Origin of the sequence: Streptomyces sp. S186 (assembly GCF_051603415.1) — a bacterium.
In the GTDB taxonomy this organism is placed as follows: Bacteria; Actinomycetota; Actinomycetes; order Streptomycetales; family Streptomycetaceae; genus Streptomyces.
Genome location: NZ_CP193932.1, coordinates 5,628,706 through 5,644,277 on the forward strand (window position 1 = coordinate 5,628,706; position 15,572 = coordinate 5,644,277).

16 protein-coding genes and 1 pseudogene are annotated in these 15,572 nt (G+C 72.6%); 8 read left to right on the forward strand and 9 right to left on the reverse strand.

The genetic code is table 11. The features are described 5' to 3' along the window. Positions 1-29: 29 nt before the first annotated feature. Entirely contained in the window at positions 30-251 is a 222-nt protein-coding gene (locus ACRAS8_RS24185; protein WP_438488091.1) for a DUF397 domain-containing protein, read from the reverse strand. Next, a complete protein-coding gene (locus ACRAS8_RS24190; RefSeq protein WP_438488092.1) occupies positions 248-1,078 on the reverse strand; it encodes a helix-turn-helix domain-containing protein in 831 nt (276 codons plus the stop codon). Before ACRAS8_RS24190 ends, ACRAS8_RS24185 begins: the two co-directional genes overlap by 4 nt. A 214-nt stretch (positions 1,079-1,292) precedes the next feature. Between ACRAS8_RS24190 and ACRAS8_RS24195 the strand changes: the two genes are divergently transcribed. Next, positions 1,293-1,601, forward strand: a complete 309-nt coding sequence (locus ACRAS8_RS24195) for a hypothetical protein (RefSeq protein WP_438488093.1) — start codon at positions 1,293-1,295, stop codon at positions 1,599-1,601. A gap of 16 nt (positions 1,602-1,617) precedes the next feature. Here the strand turns inward: ACRAS8_RS24195 and ACRAS8_RS24200 are convergent, their stop codons facing one another. The 3 genes from ACRAS8_RS24200 to ACRAS8_RS24210 all read right to left on the reverse strand — a co-directional run bounded on the left by ACRAS8_RS24200 (position 1,618) and on the right by ACRAS8_RS24210 (position 3,768). Continuing rightward, complete coding sequence (locus tag ACRAS8_RS24200) at positions 1,618-1,923, reverse strand: hypothetical protein (protein WP_438488094.1); 306 nt, start codon at positions 1,921-1,923, stop codon at positions 1,618-1,620. Positions 1,924-2,120: 197 nt separating this feature from the next. Next, positions 2,121-2,444 carry a toxin-antitoxin system YwqK family antitoxin gene (locus ACRAS8_RS24205; RefSeq protein WP_438488095.1) on the reverse strand — a complete coding sequence of 108 codons (324 nt, stop codon included), beginning with the start codon at positions 2,442-2,444 and terminating at the stop codon, positions 2,121-2,123. A gap of 184 nt (positions 2,445-2,628) precedes the next feature. Then, positions 2,629-3,768, reverse strand: a complete 1,140-nt coding sequence (locus tag ACRAS8_RS24210) for an aldo/keto reductase (RefSeq protein WP_438488096.1) — start codon at positions 3,766-3,768, stop codon at positions 2,629-2,631. 174 nt (positions 3,769-3,942) lie between these two features. Between ACRAS8_RS24210 and ACRAS8_RS24215 the strand changes: the two genes are divergently transcribed. After that, on the forward strand, positions 3,943-4,731 hold the full coding sequence (locus ACRAS8_RS24215; protein ID WP_438488097.1) for a sulfite exporter TauE/SafE family protein: 789 nt from the start codon (positions 3,943-3,945) through the stop codon (positions 4,729-4,731). A gap of 59 nt (positions 4,732-4,790) precedes the next feature. On the opposite strand, the gene ACRAS8_RS24220 is transcribed toward ACRAS8_RS24215, so the two are convergent. Further along, positions 4,791-5,588 carry a class I SAM-dependent methyltransferase gene (locus ACRAS8_RS24220; protein WP_438488098.1) on the reverse strand — a complete coding sequence of 266 codons (798 nt, stop codon included), beginning with the start codon at positions 5,586-5,588 and terminating at the stop codon, positions 4,791-4,793. Between the two features lie 283 nt (positions 5,589-5,871). Continuing rightward, on the reverse strand, positions 5,872-6,249 hold the full coding sequence (locus tag ACRAS8_RS24225; protein ID WP_438488099.1) for a cupin: 378 nt from the start codon (positions 6,247-6,249) through the stop codon (positions 5,872-5,874). A gap of 303 nt (positions 6,250-6,552) precedes the next feature. Between ACRAS8_RS24225 and cutA the strand changes: the two genes are divergently transcribed. After that, entirely contained in the window at positions 6,553-6,927 is a 375-nt protein-coding gene (cutA, locus tag ACRAS8_RS24230) for a divalent-cation tolerance protein CutA (protein ID WP_438488100.1), read from the forward strand. A gap of 91 nt (positions 6,928-7,018) precedes the next feature. Then, positions 7,019-8,296 carry a trypsin-like serine peptidase gene (locus tag ACRAS8_RS24235; RefSeq protein ID WP_438488101.1) on the forward strand — a complete coding sequence of 426 codons (1,278 nt, stop codon included), beginning with the start codon at positions 7,019-7,021 and terminating at the stop codon, positions 8,294-8,296. Positions 8,297-8,364: 68 nt separating this feature from the next. On the opposite strand, the gene ACRAS8_RS24240 is transcribed toward ACRAS8_RS24235, so the two are convergent. Beyond that, on the reverse strand, positions 8,365-9,054 hold the full coding sequence (locus tag ACRAS8_RS24240; protein ID WP_438488102.1) for a SanA/YdcF family protein: 690 nt from the start codon (positions 9,052-9,054) through the stop codon (positions 8,365-8,367). A 199-nt stretch (positions 9,055-9,253) separates the two neighbouring features. On the opposite strand from ACRAS8_RS24240, the gene ACRAS8_RS24245 reads away from it, so the two are divergent. Beyond that, positions 9,254-9,709: a gamma-glutamylcyclotransferase family protein gene (locus ACRAS8_RS24245; protein WP_438490584.1), complete on the forward strand. Its 456-nt coding sequence runs from the start codon at positions 9,254-9,256 to the stop codon at positions 9,707-9,709. Between the two features lie 143 nt (positions 9,710-9,852). Then, positions 9,853-10,827 (forward strand): annotated as a pseudogene (locus ACRAS8_RS24250) (adenosine deaminase); the annotation flags it as partial. Between the two features lie 45 nt (positions 10,828-10,872). On the opposite strand, the gene ACRAS8_RS24255 reads toward ACRAS8_RS24250, so the two are convergent. Next, positions 10,873-13,071: a molybdopterin oxidoreductase family protein gene (locus ACRAS8_RS24255; RefSeq protein WP_438488103.1), complete on the reverse strand. Its 2,199-nt coding sequence runs from the start codon at positions 13,069-13,071 to the stop codon at positions 10,873-10,875. Between the two features lie 160 nt (positions 13,072-13,231). Between ACRAS8_RS24255 and ACRAS8_RS24260 the strand changes: the two genes are divergently transcribed. Together ACRAS8_RS24260 and ACRAS8_RS24265 are read left to right on the forward strand one after the other, a co-directional pair. After that, a complete protein-coding gene (locus ACRAS8_RS24260) occupies positions 13,232-14,230 on the forward strand; it encodes a sirohydrochlorin chelatase (protein ID WP_438488104.1) in 999 nt (332 codons plus the stop codon). Then, positions 14,227-15,561: a deoxyguanosinetriphosphate triphosphohydrolase gene (locus ACRAS8_RS24265; protein WP_438488105.1), complete on the forward strand. Its 1,335-nt coding sequence runs from the start codon at positions 14,227-14,229 to the stop codon at positions 15,559-15,561. The genes ACRAS8_RS24260 and ACRAS8_RS24265 overlap by 4 nt, the downstream gene beginning before the upstream one ends. Positions 15,562-15,572: the final 11 nt, after the last annotated feature.

A 15,572-nucleotide genomic window follows, 5' to 3' on the forward strand; every position in this document is an offset into this window, starting at 1 on the left:
CTCCTCCTCAGACGGACCTCAGACGGTCCTCAGACGGCGAACTCCCCATTCTTGACCGCGGAGATGAAGGAGGACCAGCCGTTAACGGACATGATGATCGGGGGGTGGTGGGGGGCCTTGCTGTCGCGGACGGGGACGAGGCCGTGCGTTTGGGTGTGGGCGGGGGAGAACTCGATGCACATCCCCCCGTTTCCTTCGCTGTAGGACGACTTGATCCACTGCGCTCTGGCGAGATCCAAGGCGGGGTTCATGTTCGGTACTCCTTCAGCAAGTTCTTGATCAGGGGCAGTGATTCATCCGGGGACAACGCATGCGCCCTGAGCAGATCGTAGTCATCCAGGGCGGCGTCGACCATTTGTTCGGAGTCGTGCATCCTGCCTCCTACCCGGGTCTCCGTGTACAGCACCGCGGGGGCGTGCGTGAAGCGCAACACAGTGAAGGGCATTGTCGACGTCGCGGGGATGCCCGCCGAGAACGGCATGACCTGGAGCTCGACGTGTCGTGACGCGGCTACCGTCAGCAGGTGGTCAAGCTGTCCGGCCATCACCTTTGCACCACCGACGACGGTTCGCATGCAGGCCTCATGAAGGATGACCCACAGGCGCGGCGGCGTTTCCCGCTCGAACATCTCTCGCCGCCGTAGCCGCGCCGCAACCTTGTCCTCGATCCCCTCCGCAGTTGCCTGGGGGTTGGATACCTGGAAGACGGCCCGAGCGTAGTCCTCCGTCTGAACCATGCCTGCCACGAGGTTGGTCTCATAGTTCAGGATCCGCGAGGCCTTCCGCTCCAGATTCAGGTACGGAACGAACCACGACGGGTGCTCCCCCTCGTCGATCCTCCGCAGCATCCCCGCGAACAACTCGCCCGTCCCGAACGCGTTGTCGCAGCCCTTGGCGAACTTCTGGCTGGGCCGGGGCAGCAGCGTCCCCGACTCGACCTTGCTGACGTAGCCGTCGGTGTAGCCGGTCGCCTTGGCCAGATGCTTCTGCGTGAGCTTGCGTGCCAGGCGTACCTGTTTGATGTCCCGGCCGAAGCGCTGTAGCGGATTCAAGTGGTCGGGTGCGGTCGTCTCGTCCAACGCAATGACCTCTCGTCATGTGGGCGCACGTCGGCAGCACGGCAGGTCGCACCATTGAACTCTGCCGTTCAACCACACCAATCCTATTGCCCGTTGCGTTGCCACGGTGACCAATTGACTACACCCGGTACTCATTCTCGCCGCGAACAAGACCCCCGCGACCGGTGTGCGCCGGTCCGGGGGCATGGCCACCAACCCCCTGGAGGTTGACGACATGACCGACGCTACCCCGCGGCTTCTGCCGTGGTCGAGCCCCGACGGCAAGCCCTGCTTCGTCCTCGGCGACGGGACCGGCTTCGTGTCCCGTATGGCCGACGACATCGAGGAGGCCCAACTCCTCCTCGCCGACGGCCTGATCGAGGACGCCCGTCGCCTCCTCGCCGGACGCAACTGGACGTCCGGCGAACTCCAGCTCCTCACGGTCGAGTTGACGGAGTCCCTCACCGAGATCCGCCGCGTAGCCAAGAGCCGCGGCGCCCGTCTACGGGCTGCTGCCGCCTCCCGTACGGACCGACCGACCTGAGGCGTTACGCCTATGCCTACGCCTGCCGCTGCCTACGGAAGAGGGCAATGGCCGACTCCGTGGGCAGATTGGGCACGGTGACCGTCTCGCCGGTGGCCTTCACCACGACGACCTTCGAGCCGCCGGGCGGCGCAGGCTGCGGCCGTCCCGCCGCATCGGTGGTCTCGGGAAACGACGGGTACACCAGATATCCGGTGTCGAATTCGTGGACACGCAGCGGCGCCGGCGATCCGTCCGCAAGCTTCGGCTCCGCATAACGGCTCGGGACGATCGCAAGCGCGTCCTCAGCGGTGGCGGGCGGATTCGAAATTTCCTGTGACACGGTCGCTCTCTCCTGGTTGTTGTGATACTCGGAAACGGGCGGATGGTCCGTCATTCGTAGGACTCGCCCACCGTGACTATTCGCCCCCGGCCGTCTCGTGCGACGACCTCGCCGGTGACGAGATCGTCCCCGCAGTGGAGACGCATCCCGTCGTCCCGGTGACGGTCTTCGTATTCGATGGGTACCAAAGCGGCGCCTCAGGGGTTGTAGGACTTGTCCAGCGTGAGGTTGCCGCTCTTGTCCCAGCGCTGGCGCTGTACGTACCGCCCTTTGGGGTTGAAGACCGAACGCTCGGAGAGTTGGCCGTTCGGGTGCCACTTGAGCCATTCGCCCATGGGCGTCCCCAAATTGGCGGCCCCTTCCGCCTTCTTCGTGCCGTCGGAATACCAGTGGGTCTGCGGCCCCGACTCCATGCCTTCGAGGTAGGTCACGAGGCTCACCATCCGGCCCTCCCCGTCGCGTGCGACGACCTCGCCGGTGAACGGCTTGTCGTCGTAGTAGACGAGCATGTCGTCTTCCATGTAGGTGTCTTCGTCTTCGACGCGCACTTTTTACTCCGAGGCAGGTGGCACGGACGCGTAGGGCTCTTGGATCGATAAACTCGCCTTGGTCGGCCACAGTGGCCGGGTTCGCCCGCGAAATGTTTCCCGCCATGGCAGCTTGCGACAGGCCGCGGCAGACCACGACAGGCGCACTGCCGCTGCCTCAGCTCTCCGCACCTCCGTCCAACCCCTCCAGCCCCTCCGGCTTGTCGAGGGCATCCAGGACATCCAGTCGCGCCAACTCCTCCTCCGTGAGGGAGATCCGGGCTGCGGCCAGGTTCTCGTCGAGGTGGGCGGGGGAGCCGGTGCCAGGGGTCGGGAGCAGGACGGGGGAGCGGTGGAGCAGCCAGGCCAGGGCAATCTGACCGATGGTCGCCCCGTGGGCCGCAGCAACCGAGGCCAGAGCGTCGGCGGGATGAGCCGGACGGACAGGACGGACAGGACGGACAGGCCGGGCGGAGCTGGAGGCACCGGCAGGGCCGACGGAGCCAACGGCACCGGCAGAGCCAACGGTGGCAGCAGCGCCACCCCCGCGGGACGAACGGCCGTCGCCGCCGCCCGTCAGCCTGCCGTTGCCCAGCGGGAACCACGGCAGGAACGCCGTCCCCGTCCGCTCGCACAGCTTCAGCACGTCCTCGGAGGCGCGGTCGAGGAGGTTGTAGCGGTTCTGTACGGACGCGATCGGGGCCAGTGCGCGGGCCTTGGCCAGCTGGGCGGCGTCGATGCTGTCCAGGCCGATGTGGCGGATCTTGCCGGCCTGTTGGAGTTCCAGCAGGGCGCCCAGCTGGTCGGCCATCGGGACCTCGGGGTCCAGCCGGTGCAGCTGGTAGAGGTCGATGGTGTCCGTCCTGAGGCGCCGCAGGCTCGCCACGCACATGGCGCGCAGCTGCTCCGGACGGCCGGCGATGTGCCAGACGTCCGGGCCGGTGCGGACGACCCCGCCCTTCGTCGCGATGACCAGTCCCTCCGGATACGGGTGCAGGGCGCGGGCCACCAACTCCTCCGCCACGTCCGGGCCGTAGTTGTCGGCGGTGTCGATCAGGGTGACGCCGCGGTCGACGGCCCGCCGCAAAACCCCCAGGGCCCGCTCGGGGTCCTCGTGCCGCAGCCCCCAATACCCGGGGCCGACGAGACCGCCGGTGCCGAACCCCAGCCGCCCGACAACCGTCGTCCCCCCGAGGGAGAAGGCGGGGCGCGCCCCCATGGCCGTCCCCACCGCGACTCCCGCGGGCTCCGCGGGCTTCGCGGGCTCCCCGCGCTGCTCGGCGTCCATGGGCACATCGGGGCTCGTCGGCGTCTCCATGCCCCGGAGCATAGACACGCCGCGGGTGAACGCCCGGGCGCGCTCCCGGCGCCTCGTTGCCCGTCTCCTCGCTCGACGTTGTTCGCCGGCCCGGCTCGGCACTCCTTCAGCGGCACTTCATCGGTCCTCCTCCATCGCCACTCCTTCATCGCCACTTCTTCATAAGATCCCCTGGTGCCCTCCGACATATCGCTGTTCACACTGGCCCTGCTCTGCCTGGCCGCCCTCGCCGCGGGATGGATCGACGCGGTGGTGGGCGGCGGGGGCCTGCTCCTGCTCCCGGCCCTGCTGGTGGGACTCCCGCACGTGCCCACCGTGTACGTCCTCGGCACCAACAAGTCCACCGCCGTGGTCGGCACCACCGCGGCCGCCGTCACCTACCTCCGCAAGGCGCCGATCGACGTCGGCACCGCGCTGCGGATCGGCGCCGCGGCGATGGCCGGTTCGCTGGGCGGGGCGTTCTTCGCGGCCGGGATCAACAGCGAGGTGCTGCGACCGCTGATCATGGCCGTCCTGCTGGGCGTGCTCGTCTTCGTCCTCGTCCGCCCGACCTTCGGCACCGTCGCCATGCCCGCCGGCCCGGTCTCGCGGCGGCGCGTGCTGGCCGCGATCCTGATCGCGGGCCTGGGGATCGGCTTCTACGACGGCCTGATCGGCCCCGGCACCGGCGCGTTCCTCGTCGTCGCGCTCGCCGCCGTGCTCCATATGGACCTGGTCACCTCGTCGGCCACCGCCAAGGTCGTCAACGTCTGCACCAACATCGGCGCTCTGACGATGTTCGCCCTCCAGGGCACGATCCTGTGGCAACTGGGCGTGCTGCTCGCCCTCTTCAACCTCGTCGGTGGCACGGTCGGGGCCAGGATGGCCCTGAAGCGGGGCACCGGCTTCGTCCGCGGTGTGCTCGTCCTCGTCGTCATCGTTCTCCTCTGCAAGCTGGCCTACGATCAGTGGTTCGCCGCCTGAGGGGGAGGGGAGGCCGGGCGGGGGAGGCTCGGGGCAGGGGTGGAGCGTCAACCGTCCCGTCAGAAGCGGCAGTTGTAGAGCCGGGACATCTCCCGGACGCCGGGTATGAGGTGCGTCAGGCGGGCCAGTGCCCGATAGCGGGCGGGGAGCCGGACGATGTCCGGTATCTCCAGGGCGCCGAAGGTCTCGACGATCTCCAGTCCGGGACACAGCCGGGCGATGTCGGCGGGGCCGCCGCCCCAGTGGAGCGTCGATCCGGTCCGGACGATGACGGTGTTCAGGCGCGCCGCGCGGACCGCGAACCGGCTGAAGAAGTCGAACGCCAGCCCGCCGCCGGGCGCATGGGTCATCAGCCGGCGGAGCAGCGCGGTGCCGTCCCGTTCGGTGAGGTACATCAGCAGTCCCTCGGCCACGATCATCGTGGGTCGGTCTGCCGGGATGCGGTCCACCCAGGCGGGATCGGTGACGGATGAGGGGATGGCGGTGTAGCCGGGCGGTTCGGGCAAGAGTCGCCGCCTGAGGTCGATGACCTCGGGGAAGTCGACGTCGAACCACCGCACCCCGGGACCGGGGCCGAGGCGGTGGACGCGGGTGTCCAGACCGCAGCCCAGGTGCACCACCGTCGCGTCCGGGTGTTCGCCGAGGAAGCGGGCCGTCCAGAGATCCAACTGCCGGGCGCGGAGGGCGACTGCGGCCGCGCCGCCGGGGCCGATCCGCAGCCGCGCGAAGTCGTAGTCGAGGCGGCGCGCGGCGTCGAGCGCCATGGTGTCGCCGAGGATCGGGCGCCGTGCCCGGCAGTCGAGGGCGCGGCCGTAGAGCGTCGCGAGCAGGGTCTCCTTCGCGCCGGTCAACCGCACCGGTCCGATCGATCGCAGGGGCCCGGCCGATCGCAGGGGCTCGATCGACCGCATCGGCCGGGCGCCGGAGATCTTCGGTGAGTTGGGCGGGTCTGGAGGGGGCGAAGGGGTCGGAGGGATCGGAGGGATCGGAGGAGTTGGCGGATCTGGCTCGTTCGGCAGGTCTGGCTGGTTCGGCAGATTCAATCGGCTCATGACTCAATGCTACGGAAGATTCAGAAAAATATGAAGACCGCGAAGCGGGTGGGAAGTGGAAGGCTCGCTTCACCGCGGAAGATCGCCGTCAGGTGCGGACCGCCGCCGTGCTCGGCGCGCCCGCCGCGACGTGCCGTGGCCGCTCGGGCACCTCCGTGACGGCCGTCAGCAGCACCACGGAGTCCTCCAGCGCGCGCAGGCCGTGCCGCGCGTGCGGGATCGCCGTGACATGCCCGGCGAGCAGCTCCTGGCCGCCGCCCGGGCCGGTCAGCCGGACCCGGCCGCGCAGCACCTGAAGGCTCGCCGCCGGCGGCGCGTTGTGCTCGTCCAGCGCGGTGCCGGCCAGCAACGCGATCACCGTCTGCCTCAGCGGCCCGTCGTGCACGAAGAGATGAGCGCTCCGTCCGTGGGCGGAGGCCCGGGCGTCGGCGAGCTGGTCGCGGACGAGGATTTCGAGGTTCACCATGGCGCTCGCCTTTCGCGTGCGGACCGGCTCGCGGGCCTGAGCCGACGGCTGGACTTCCCTCTCCATCGTTCTCCGTGCCCCGCGCGCCGCAACCGGGACGTTCCCCGTCGGCATCTGCGGACCCGGACGCAATGGGACGTCCGGGTGCTTGCCGGTAAAGGGCGGCCCGCCGTGCGCCAGTTGATCACTGTGGTCCGTACGATGCGAGGCGATCCCTTGATCGAAAGATTGAAAGATCGATGGGCGGGAGGCCGAAACGTGCGACCCACCCACTTCCACCCCGACCGCGAAGGCTGAGTAACCGTGGCCGACCCCACCGCCCTCAACGAACCCTCCGCCGCCCCCGCCCGGACCGGGCCCCCGGCGCGATTCCTGACCGTGATGACGACCACTGACAGCGCGCAGAAGGCCGAGCAGCTGGCGCGCGGCGCCATCGAGGGCCGGCTCGCCGCCTGCGCCCAGATCAGTGCGCCGGTGACCTCGGTGTTCCGTTGGAACAATGCCGTGGAGACCAGCCAGGAGTGGCAGGTGCTGTTCAAGACGGCGACCGCACGCTACGCGGCGCTGGAGGCGTACCTCCTCGACGCGCACGACTACGACACCCCGGAGATCATCGCCACCCCCGTCACCCACGGTGGTGCCGGCTATCTCGCCTGGGTCGCAGAGGAGACGAGCTGACGTGCCGAGGAAGACCGACGTGTCGAGGACGGCTGACGTGTCGATGACGGCTGACGTGCCAGGTGCAACTGACGCGCGGTGGAAGGGCGACGTGCCGAAGGCGGACGCAGGGCGGACGCGCCGACGTGCCAGGGCGGTGACCCTCGCCCTCGGTATGGCCTTCGGCCTCGCCGGCACCCCCGCGGGCCACGCCGCCGAGACCGACCCCGGACACCACGGAACCCACGGAAACCACGGAAACCACCCCACCGTCACCCATGAGTCCCACCACGGCGGCGCGTGGACCAACAAGGACGCCAAGGCGTTCTGGACCGCGCGGCGGATGGCGTCGGCCGCCCCGCCCGTGCGCCGCGGCAGCGGGCAGCCCGCCCCGGCATCCCAAAACGCGCCGACCGCCGAGCACTTCGAGGGCATCCCGTCCGTCGGTGTGCTGTTCTCCGTCGACGGGGAGGCCCGCGAACACCACTGCACCGCCAGTGTGGTGCACAGCCCGCACGGCAATCTGATCCTCACCGCGGGGCACTGCAATGCGGGCGCGCGCGCCGCGTTCGTGCCCCAGTACCAGTCCGGCGAGGACAGCCAGCCCTACGGGGTGTGGGCCATCGAGGACAACTACGCCTACGCCGACCGCGCCACCACCGGGGGCGGCGCCGACCTCGACTTCGCCTTCGCCACCGTCGCCCCGGACGACAACGGCCGGCACATCGAGGACGTCACCGGGGCCAACACCCTCACTGCGACGCCCGGTTACCGCAACCAGGTCAACGTCATCGGTTACCCCAGCGTCCACAGCGACCCGGCGGACCGGGCCGTGCGCTGCACCGCCACCACCCAGCGCCTGGCGGGCACCCGCCAACTCCGCATGGAGTGCAACGGGTTCTACGGCGGCACCTCGGGCAGCCCCTGGCTGGCCGGCTACGACCCGCGCACCCGGACCGGAAAGGTCATCGGCGTCATCGGCGGCGTCAACGGCGGCGGCCCCCGGGGCCCGCACAGCGACCGGACCTCCTACAGCCCGTACTTCGGGAAGGAGATCCTCAGCCTCTACGACCGCGCCTCACAGGCCGGGGAGGCGCCCCAGGCCACGGGTGAGACCCAGAGCGGCGGCGACACCCAGGGCGGGGGCGGAACCCAGGGCTCGGGCGAGGCCAAGAGCGGGGCCGGCAGCCAGAGCGGGGGCGACTCCCAGGGCTCTGCCGACTCCCAGGGCTCTGCCGACACCCAGAGCTCGGACGACACCCAGAGTTCGGACGACACCCAGAGCTCGGACGACAGCCAGGGCGGCGGCGGAACCCAGGACGACCAGGGAGGGCAGGATAACCAGGGCGGAGACGGAACCCAGAACGGCACCGAAGAGCAGAGCGGCTGACGGCCACGCGCCACGGAGCCACACGCGATAGAGCCACGCGCCACAGAGGAGGGCCGGGCGGCGGCGCGCTAACGGAGCGCCTGCGCCAGGCCCTTCTCCTTGGGGCCGAGGAAGTGCGGATCGGGCCGCAGCGCCGCCTCCGCGGCCGCCTTGCCCGCCGCGAAGATCTCCCGCACCTCGCCGTACGCCCAGGTCACGTCGTGCTTGTCGGAGACCCCGACGCCGTACGCGTCGATCCCGGCGGCCGTGCACAGTGCCAGCGCCCGCCGGATGTGGAACCCCTGGCTGACCAGCACCGCCCGGTCCACCCCGAAGATGCGGCGGGCGCGCGTACAGGAGTCCCAGGTGTCGAACCCCGCGTAATCGCCGACGATCTTGTGGGTGGGGACGCCGTGCCGCACCAGATAGCCGCGCATCGCGTCCGGCTCGTCGTAATCGTGGCGGCTGTTGTCGCCGGTTACCAGGACGGCGCGTACCCGGCCGGCCCGGTAGAGCTGCACGGCCGCGTCCAGCCGGTGGGCGAGGTACGGCGACGGCTCGCCGTTCCACAGGCCGGCACCGAACACCACCGCCACCGGGGCGGCCGGCACATCGGCGACCGTACGGACGCGCGGTCCGGCGGTGGCGTTCAGCCAGGTCGCCGGCAGCAGCGCGAGCACCGACAGTGCCACGACCACCTGGAACGCCCGGCGCTGCCCGCGCCGCGTCCGCGGCAGCCGCACGCGCCGTATCCACCCCAGCAGTGCCCGCCGCCCCATGACGTCCCCCGTTCCCCGTCCCCCGGCACCCGTCGCGCCGGGAATCGCTCGCGCGATCGATATCGCAAGCTGCGACGTGCCACGGGCTGGCATGGTTGCACTCGGGGGACGGCCGTAGGCGACGTCACTACGGCCGCGCCGCGCGCACGGCGCCCCGATTGCCGACACCGCGTCACCGCACAGTCCGTGGAGGGGACAGATGACCACCGAGGCCGAGCGCCTGCCGTTCTTCGTCTACGGGACGCTGCGACCGGGCCAGGTCAACTACGCCCGCACCCTGCGCGGCCGGACCGCTACCGAGGAACCGGCCCGGATCGCCGGCGCGGTGCTCTACGAGGGCCCCGGCTACCCGTACGCCACCACCGGGCCCGCCGACGCGGTGGTGCACGGCGCGCTGATCCACCCCCGCGACACCGACTACGACGCGGTCCGGGCCGCGCTGGACCACCTGGAGGGCTACACCCCGGGCACCCCGGCCGGCGCCGGCAACCTCTACGAACGGGTGGTCACCGAGGCCGTCCGCCCGGACGGCAGCACCGTCCGGGCCTGGGTCTACCTGGCGGCCGAGCCCCTCGCCACCCGCCTGCGCGCCGGCGGCACACCGATCGCCGGCGGCCACTGGACCGGCCGCGCCGCCGGCACGTCCCCCGGATAGCCTGGACGACTCGTCCCGTACGGGCGGACTCGTCCATCAAGGGCGGCCGTCCCGCGCGGCCCGAACAGGAAACCCGCCCCGCAGCACAGCAGAACAGGTGTGACCCGTGCCCTCCCCCCCCCGCGAGCGCCCCCGCCCACCGGCCCCTCCCCAAGGCCGAACTCCACCTCCACATCGAGGGCACCCTGGAGCCCGGCCTGGCCTTCACGCTCGCCGAACGCAACGGCGTCACCCTGCCCTACGCCACCGAGGACGAGCTCCGCCGCGCCTACTCCTTCACCGACCTGCAGTCCTTCCTGAACCTCTACTACGCGCTGATGGAGGTGCTGCGCACCGAGGACGACTTCGCGGACCTTGCGCACGCCTATCTGGCGCGCGCCAAGGAACAGGGCGTACGGCACGCCGAGATCTTCTTCGACCCGCAGGCGCACACCTCCCGCGGCGTCCCCCTGGGCACGGTCGTCCGCGGTCTCTGCCGGGCGCTGGACGCCGCCCCGGAGGCGTACGGCATCACCACCCGGCTGATCATGTGCTTCCTGCGCGACGAGAGCGCCGAGTCGGCCCTGACGACGTTCGAGGCGGCCCGCCCCTACCTGGACCGGATCGCCGCCGTCGGCCTGGACTCCGCCGAGGTCGGCCACCCGCCGTCGAAGTTCCAGGAGGTCTTCGCGCTGGCCCGGGAGGCCGGTCTCAAGTGCGTGGCCCACGCGGGCGAGGAGGGCCCGGCGGCCTACGTGTGGGAGGCGCTGGACCTCCTCGGGGTGGACCGGGTCGACCACGGGGTGCGCTGCATGGAGGACGAGCGCCTGGTCGCCCGCCTGGTCGCCGACCGCATCCCGCTGACCGTGTGCCCGCTGTCCAACGTCCGGCTGCGGGTCGTCGACGACCTCGCCGACCACCCGCTGCCCGCCATGCTGGACGCCGGCCTGCTGGTCACCCTCAACTCCGACGACCCGGCCTACTTCGGCGGCTACGCCGACGACAACTTCACCGCCGTACGGGACGCCCTCGGTCTGGACGAGGCGACGCTGCGGACGCTCGCCCGCAACTCCTTCCTGGCGTCGTTCCTGGACGAGGAGACCCGCGCCGCCTACCTCAAGGAACTCGACGCCCACTGACGGGCCTCCGGGGGCCCGGGGCCACGCGGGCCCGTCGGGCAGGCGCTACGGCGCCGGCCGCTCGACCCGTACGGCGCACACCTTGAACTCCGGCATCCGGGACACCGGGTCGAGCGCCGGGTTGGTCAGGTTGTTGGCCCGGCCCTCGCCCGGCCAGTGGAACGGCATGAACACCGTGTCCGGGCGGATCGCCGGGCTCACCCGGGCCGGCGCCACCGCCCGGCCGCGCCGGGAGACCACCGCGACCGGCTCGCCGTCGGCTATCCCGAGCCGGTCCGCCAGCCGCGGGTGGAGCTCGACGTAGGGGCCGGGCTCGGCGGCGTTCAGCGCGGCCACCCGGCGGGTCTGCGCGCCCGACTGGTACTGCGCCGGCACCCGCCCCGTGGTCAGCACCACCGGGTAGCCGGCGTCCGGCTCCTCGTCCGCCGGGCGGTGCGTGACCGGCGCGAAGCGGGCCCGGCCGTCGGACGTCGCGAACCGGTCCAGGAAGAGCCGCGGCGTGCCGGGATGGCCCGGGGCCCCGGCCGGCGTGCCGCAGGCCGCCTGAGCCCCTGTCACGGCCCGCGTCGCGCCCTTCGCCGTGCCCGCCGGACCCGCAGTGCCTGCCGTGCCCGCCGGGGTCGCCGGGCACGGCCAGAACACCCCGTCCTCCGCCGCGATCCGTGCGTAGGTGATCCCCGAGTAGTCCGCCGGCCCGCCCGCCGACGCGCGCCGCAGCTCCTCGAAGACCTCCTCCGGGTCGGCCGGGAAGCCCGCCGGGTGCCCCAGCCGCGCCGCGAGCCCGCCGAGCACCTCCAGGTCCGTGCGGACCCCGGGCGGCGGGTCCAGGGCCCGGCGGCGCAGCAGCACCCGGCCCTCCAGGTTCGTCGTCGTCCCGGTCTCCTCCGCCCACTGGGCCACCGGCAGCACCACGTCCGCCAGCGCCGCCGTCTCGGACAGCACCACGTCCGCCACCGCCAGGAAGTCCAGCGCCCGGATCCGCTCCTCCACATGGGCGGCGTGCGGCGCCGACACCACCGGGTTGGAGCCCATCAGCAGCAGCGCCCGTATCTCGCCGCCCAGCGCGTCCAGCAGCTCGTAGGCGCTGCGGCCCGGCCCGGGCAGCGCATCCGGGTCCACCCCCCACACCGCCGCCACATGCCTGCGGGCCGCCGGGTCGTCCAGCCGCCGGTAGCCGGGCAACTGGTCGGCCTTCTGGCCGTGTTCGCGCCCTCCTTGGCCGTTGCCCTGGCCGGTCAGGCAGCCGTAGCCGGACAGCTCCCGGCCGGCCCGCCCGGTGGCCAGGCACAGGTTGATCCACGCCCCCACGGTGTCGGTGCCCTTCGCCTGCTGTTCCGGGCCGCGCGCGGTCAGCACCATCGAGGACGGCGCGTCGCAGAACAGCGCCACGGCCTCCCGGAGTTGCGGCACCGGCACCCCGGTGATCCGCTCGACCAGCTCCGGCCAGTGCGCCATCGCCGTGGCCCGCGCCGCCGGCCAGCCGTTGGTGCGGGCCGCGATGTACTCCTCGTCCGTGCGGCCCTCGGCGACCACCAGGTGCAGCAGGCCCAGCGCCAGCGCCAGGTCCGTGCCGGGGCGCGGCGCCAGATGCAGATCGGCCTGTTCGGCGGTGCGGGTCCGGCGCGGATCGACGACGATCAGCCGCCCGCCGTTCTCCCTGAGTTCGGTCAGATAGCGCAGCGCCGGCGGCATGGTCTCCGCCAGGTTGGAGCCGACCAGCAGCACACACCCGGTCCGCGCCACATCGGCCAGCGGGAACGGCAGCCCCCGGTCCAGCCCGAACGCCCGGCCCTGCGCCGCCGCGGCCGACGACATGCAGAACCGGCCGTTGTAGTCGATCTGCGACGTGCCCAGCACCACCCGCGCGAACTTCCCCAGCGCGTACGCCTTCTCGTTGGTCAGCCCGCCGCCGCCGAACACCCCGACCGCGTCCCGCCCGTACACCGCGCCGGCCCGCCGCAGCCCCTCCGCGACCCGGTCCAGGGCCGCGTCCCAACCGGTCGGCACCAGCTGCCCGGTGTCCGCGTCGCGCACCAGGGGAGACGTCAACCGCGCCCCGGGGGAGAGCAGTTCGTGCGCGGTGCGCCCCTTGCCGCACAGCGCGCCCCGGTTCACGGGGAACGCGGGCCGCTCCACGACCTCCACGGCCGGGCCCGGCCCGGCGGCGGGCCGCAGCCCCATGCCGCATTGCAGGGCGCAGTAGGGGCAGTGGGTCTCGACCGGGGCGGTGGCGACGGCGTCCATGCCGGCCAGCGTGGAACGGGCGTGTTACGCCGACGGGTCGCCCCCGTTTCCGGCGCGCGGCCGACTCCTCCCACGGGCCGGCGGCCGGCGGTGGGGCCGCGGTACACGGAGTTACCCGGAGGGAAACGGAACCGCAACGATCGGGTGCCAGCCTCGCTCCATGACGGCGTCGACAGCGAACCAGCCCACCCAGGAGCCCGGCCTCTCCGCCTCGATATCCGGGCCGTCCGCCCCGCCCTTCGCCCCCCTGGCCGCCGCCGGCCTCGCCGCCGAGATCACCGATGTGCTCGGCAGCCGGCTGCGCACCGTCCGCCTGCACGGCTACCGCCGCCCCGCCGCCCCGCCACCCGCCCTCGTGGCCGTCGCCCACGGCAGCCGCCACCCCGGGGCCGCCCCCACCGTCCGGGCCCTCCTCGCCCGGATCCGGGCGCTCCGCCCCGGCCTCCCCGTTCACCTCGGCCACATCGAGCTCGACCGGCCGCTGCTCGCCGACACCCTCGCCTCACTGCACGGCACATCCGACTCCGTCGTCCTCGTGCCGCTGCTCTTCGGTCACGGCCACCACGTCACCCACGACCTGCCCGCCGCGCTCGCCGCCGCCCCGCACCTCACCGGCCGGACAGCCGCCCCCCTGGGCCCGCACGCCCTCCTGGCCGAGGCCCTGCACGACCGCCTCCTGGAGGCCGGCTTCCCCACCGGCCCCCACGACGGCCGCCGCCCCGCCGTCGTCCTGGCCGCCGCCGGCTCCCGCGCCCCCCGCTCCGCCCGTGACACCGCCCGCACCGCCCGCCTCCTCTCCACCCGCCTCGGCGGCGTCCCCGTCCTGCCCGCCTACGCCCACCCGTCTCCCGCCACCACCCCGGGCGGAGACGCTTCGCGTCGCCCCTCCCGGATTGCCGCCGCCCCCACCGTCCCCGAAGCCATCCGCGCGCTGACCGACCGCGGCCACCACCCCGACGACATCGCCGTCGCCGCCTGCTTCGCCGCCCCCGGCCGCTTCGCCGACCGGTGCGCGGCCCTCGCCCCCGGGCCCGCCGCCGCCCCCCTGGGCGACCACCCCGCACTGGCCCGCCTCGTACTGCACCGCTACGACCAGGCGCTCTCCACACGCACCGGATCCGGCACCGACGTCCCCAGGGCGGCTACCGTCGCCGTATGACGGGCACAACACGGGCAACCCCTCCCAGTTCCGGCGAGGACCCGCGCGCGGCGCTCCCCGGCTACACCGCGGCGGACACCGAGCGCTGGGTCCCCGAGCCGGACAAACGCCCCGGGCGCACCGCCTTCCAGCGCGACCGCGCCCGGGTCCTGCACTCCGCCGCACTGCGCCGGCTCGCCGGCAAGACCCAGGTCGTCACCCCCGGCAGCGCCACCCAGGCATGGGACGCCAGCCCCCGTACCCGTCTGACGCACTCCCTGGAGTGCGCCCAGGTGGGCCGCGAACTGGGCGCCGCCCTCGGCTGCGACCCGGATCTGGTCGAGACCGCCTGTCTGGCGCACGACCTCGGCCACCCGCCCTTCGGGCACAACGGCGAACAGGCCCTCAACGAGGTCGCCGCGCCCTGCGGCGGCTTCGAGGGCAACGCCCAGTCGCTGCGCCTCCTGGCCCGCCTGGAACCCAAGCGGTTCGTGCCTTCCCCGGACGGCGCACCGGTCAGCGTCGGCCTCAACCTCACCCGCGCCGCCCTGGACGCCGCCACCAAGTACCCCTGGCCGCGCGGCGCCCACCCCGACGGCCCGGACGCCGTGAAATTCGGCGTCTATGCCGACGACCTGCCCGTCTTCGCGTGGTTCCGGCAGGGCGCCCCGTCCGGCCGGCGCAGCTTCGAGGCGCAGGTCATGGACTGGGCCGACGACGTCGCCTACTCGGTGCACGACGTCGAGGACGGGCTGCACGCCGGCCACCTCGACCCCAACGTGCTGCTCGCCGACCCCGAACGCGCCGAGATCTTCGCGGTCGCCGCCGAGCGCTACGCCCCCGGCGCGGCCGAGGCGGAGCTGGCCGCCGCCCTGGACCGCCTCCTGGAGCAGGAGTGGTGGCCGCACGGCTACGACGGCTCGGCGCTCGCCCAGGCCCGCCTCAAGGACGCCACCAGCCAGCTCATCGGCCGCTTCTGCCTGGCCGCCGAGGGCGCCACCCGGGCCCGCTTCAGCAGCGGCCCGCTCACCCGGTACGCGGCGGAGCTGGTGGTTCCGGCCGAAACCCGCCTGGAATGCGCCGTTCTCAAGGCCGTCGCCGATCGCTACGTGATACAGCGCCCGGACCAGGAGGCGCTCCGCGCCGACCAGCGCGTGGTCATCGCCGAACTCGCCGAGGCGCTGCTCGCCCGCGCCCCCGACGGCCTTGACCCGCAGTTCCGTTCGCTGTTCGACGCGGCCCCCGACGACACCGCCCGGCTGCGGGCCGTGATCGACCAGATCGCCGCGCTCACCGACGCCTCCGCGCGTAACCTTCACGCTCGCCTCACACGTCCCCCTGGTAACGCTTAGCGCAACCCAGG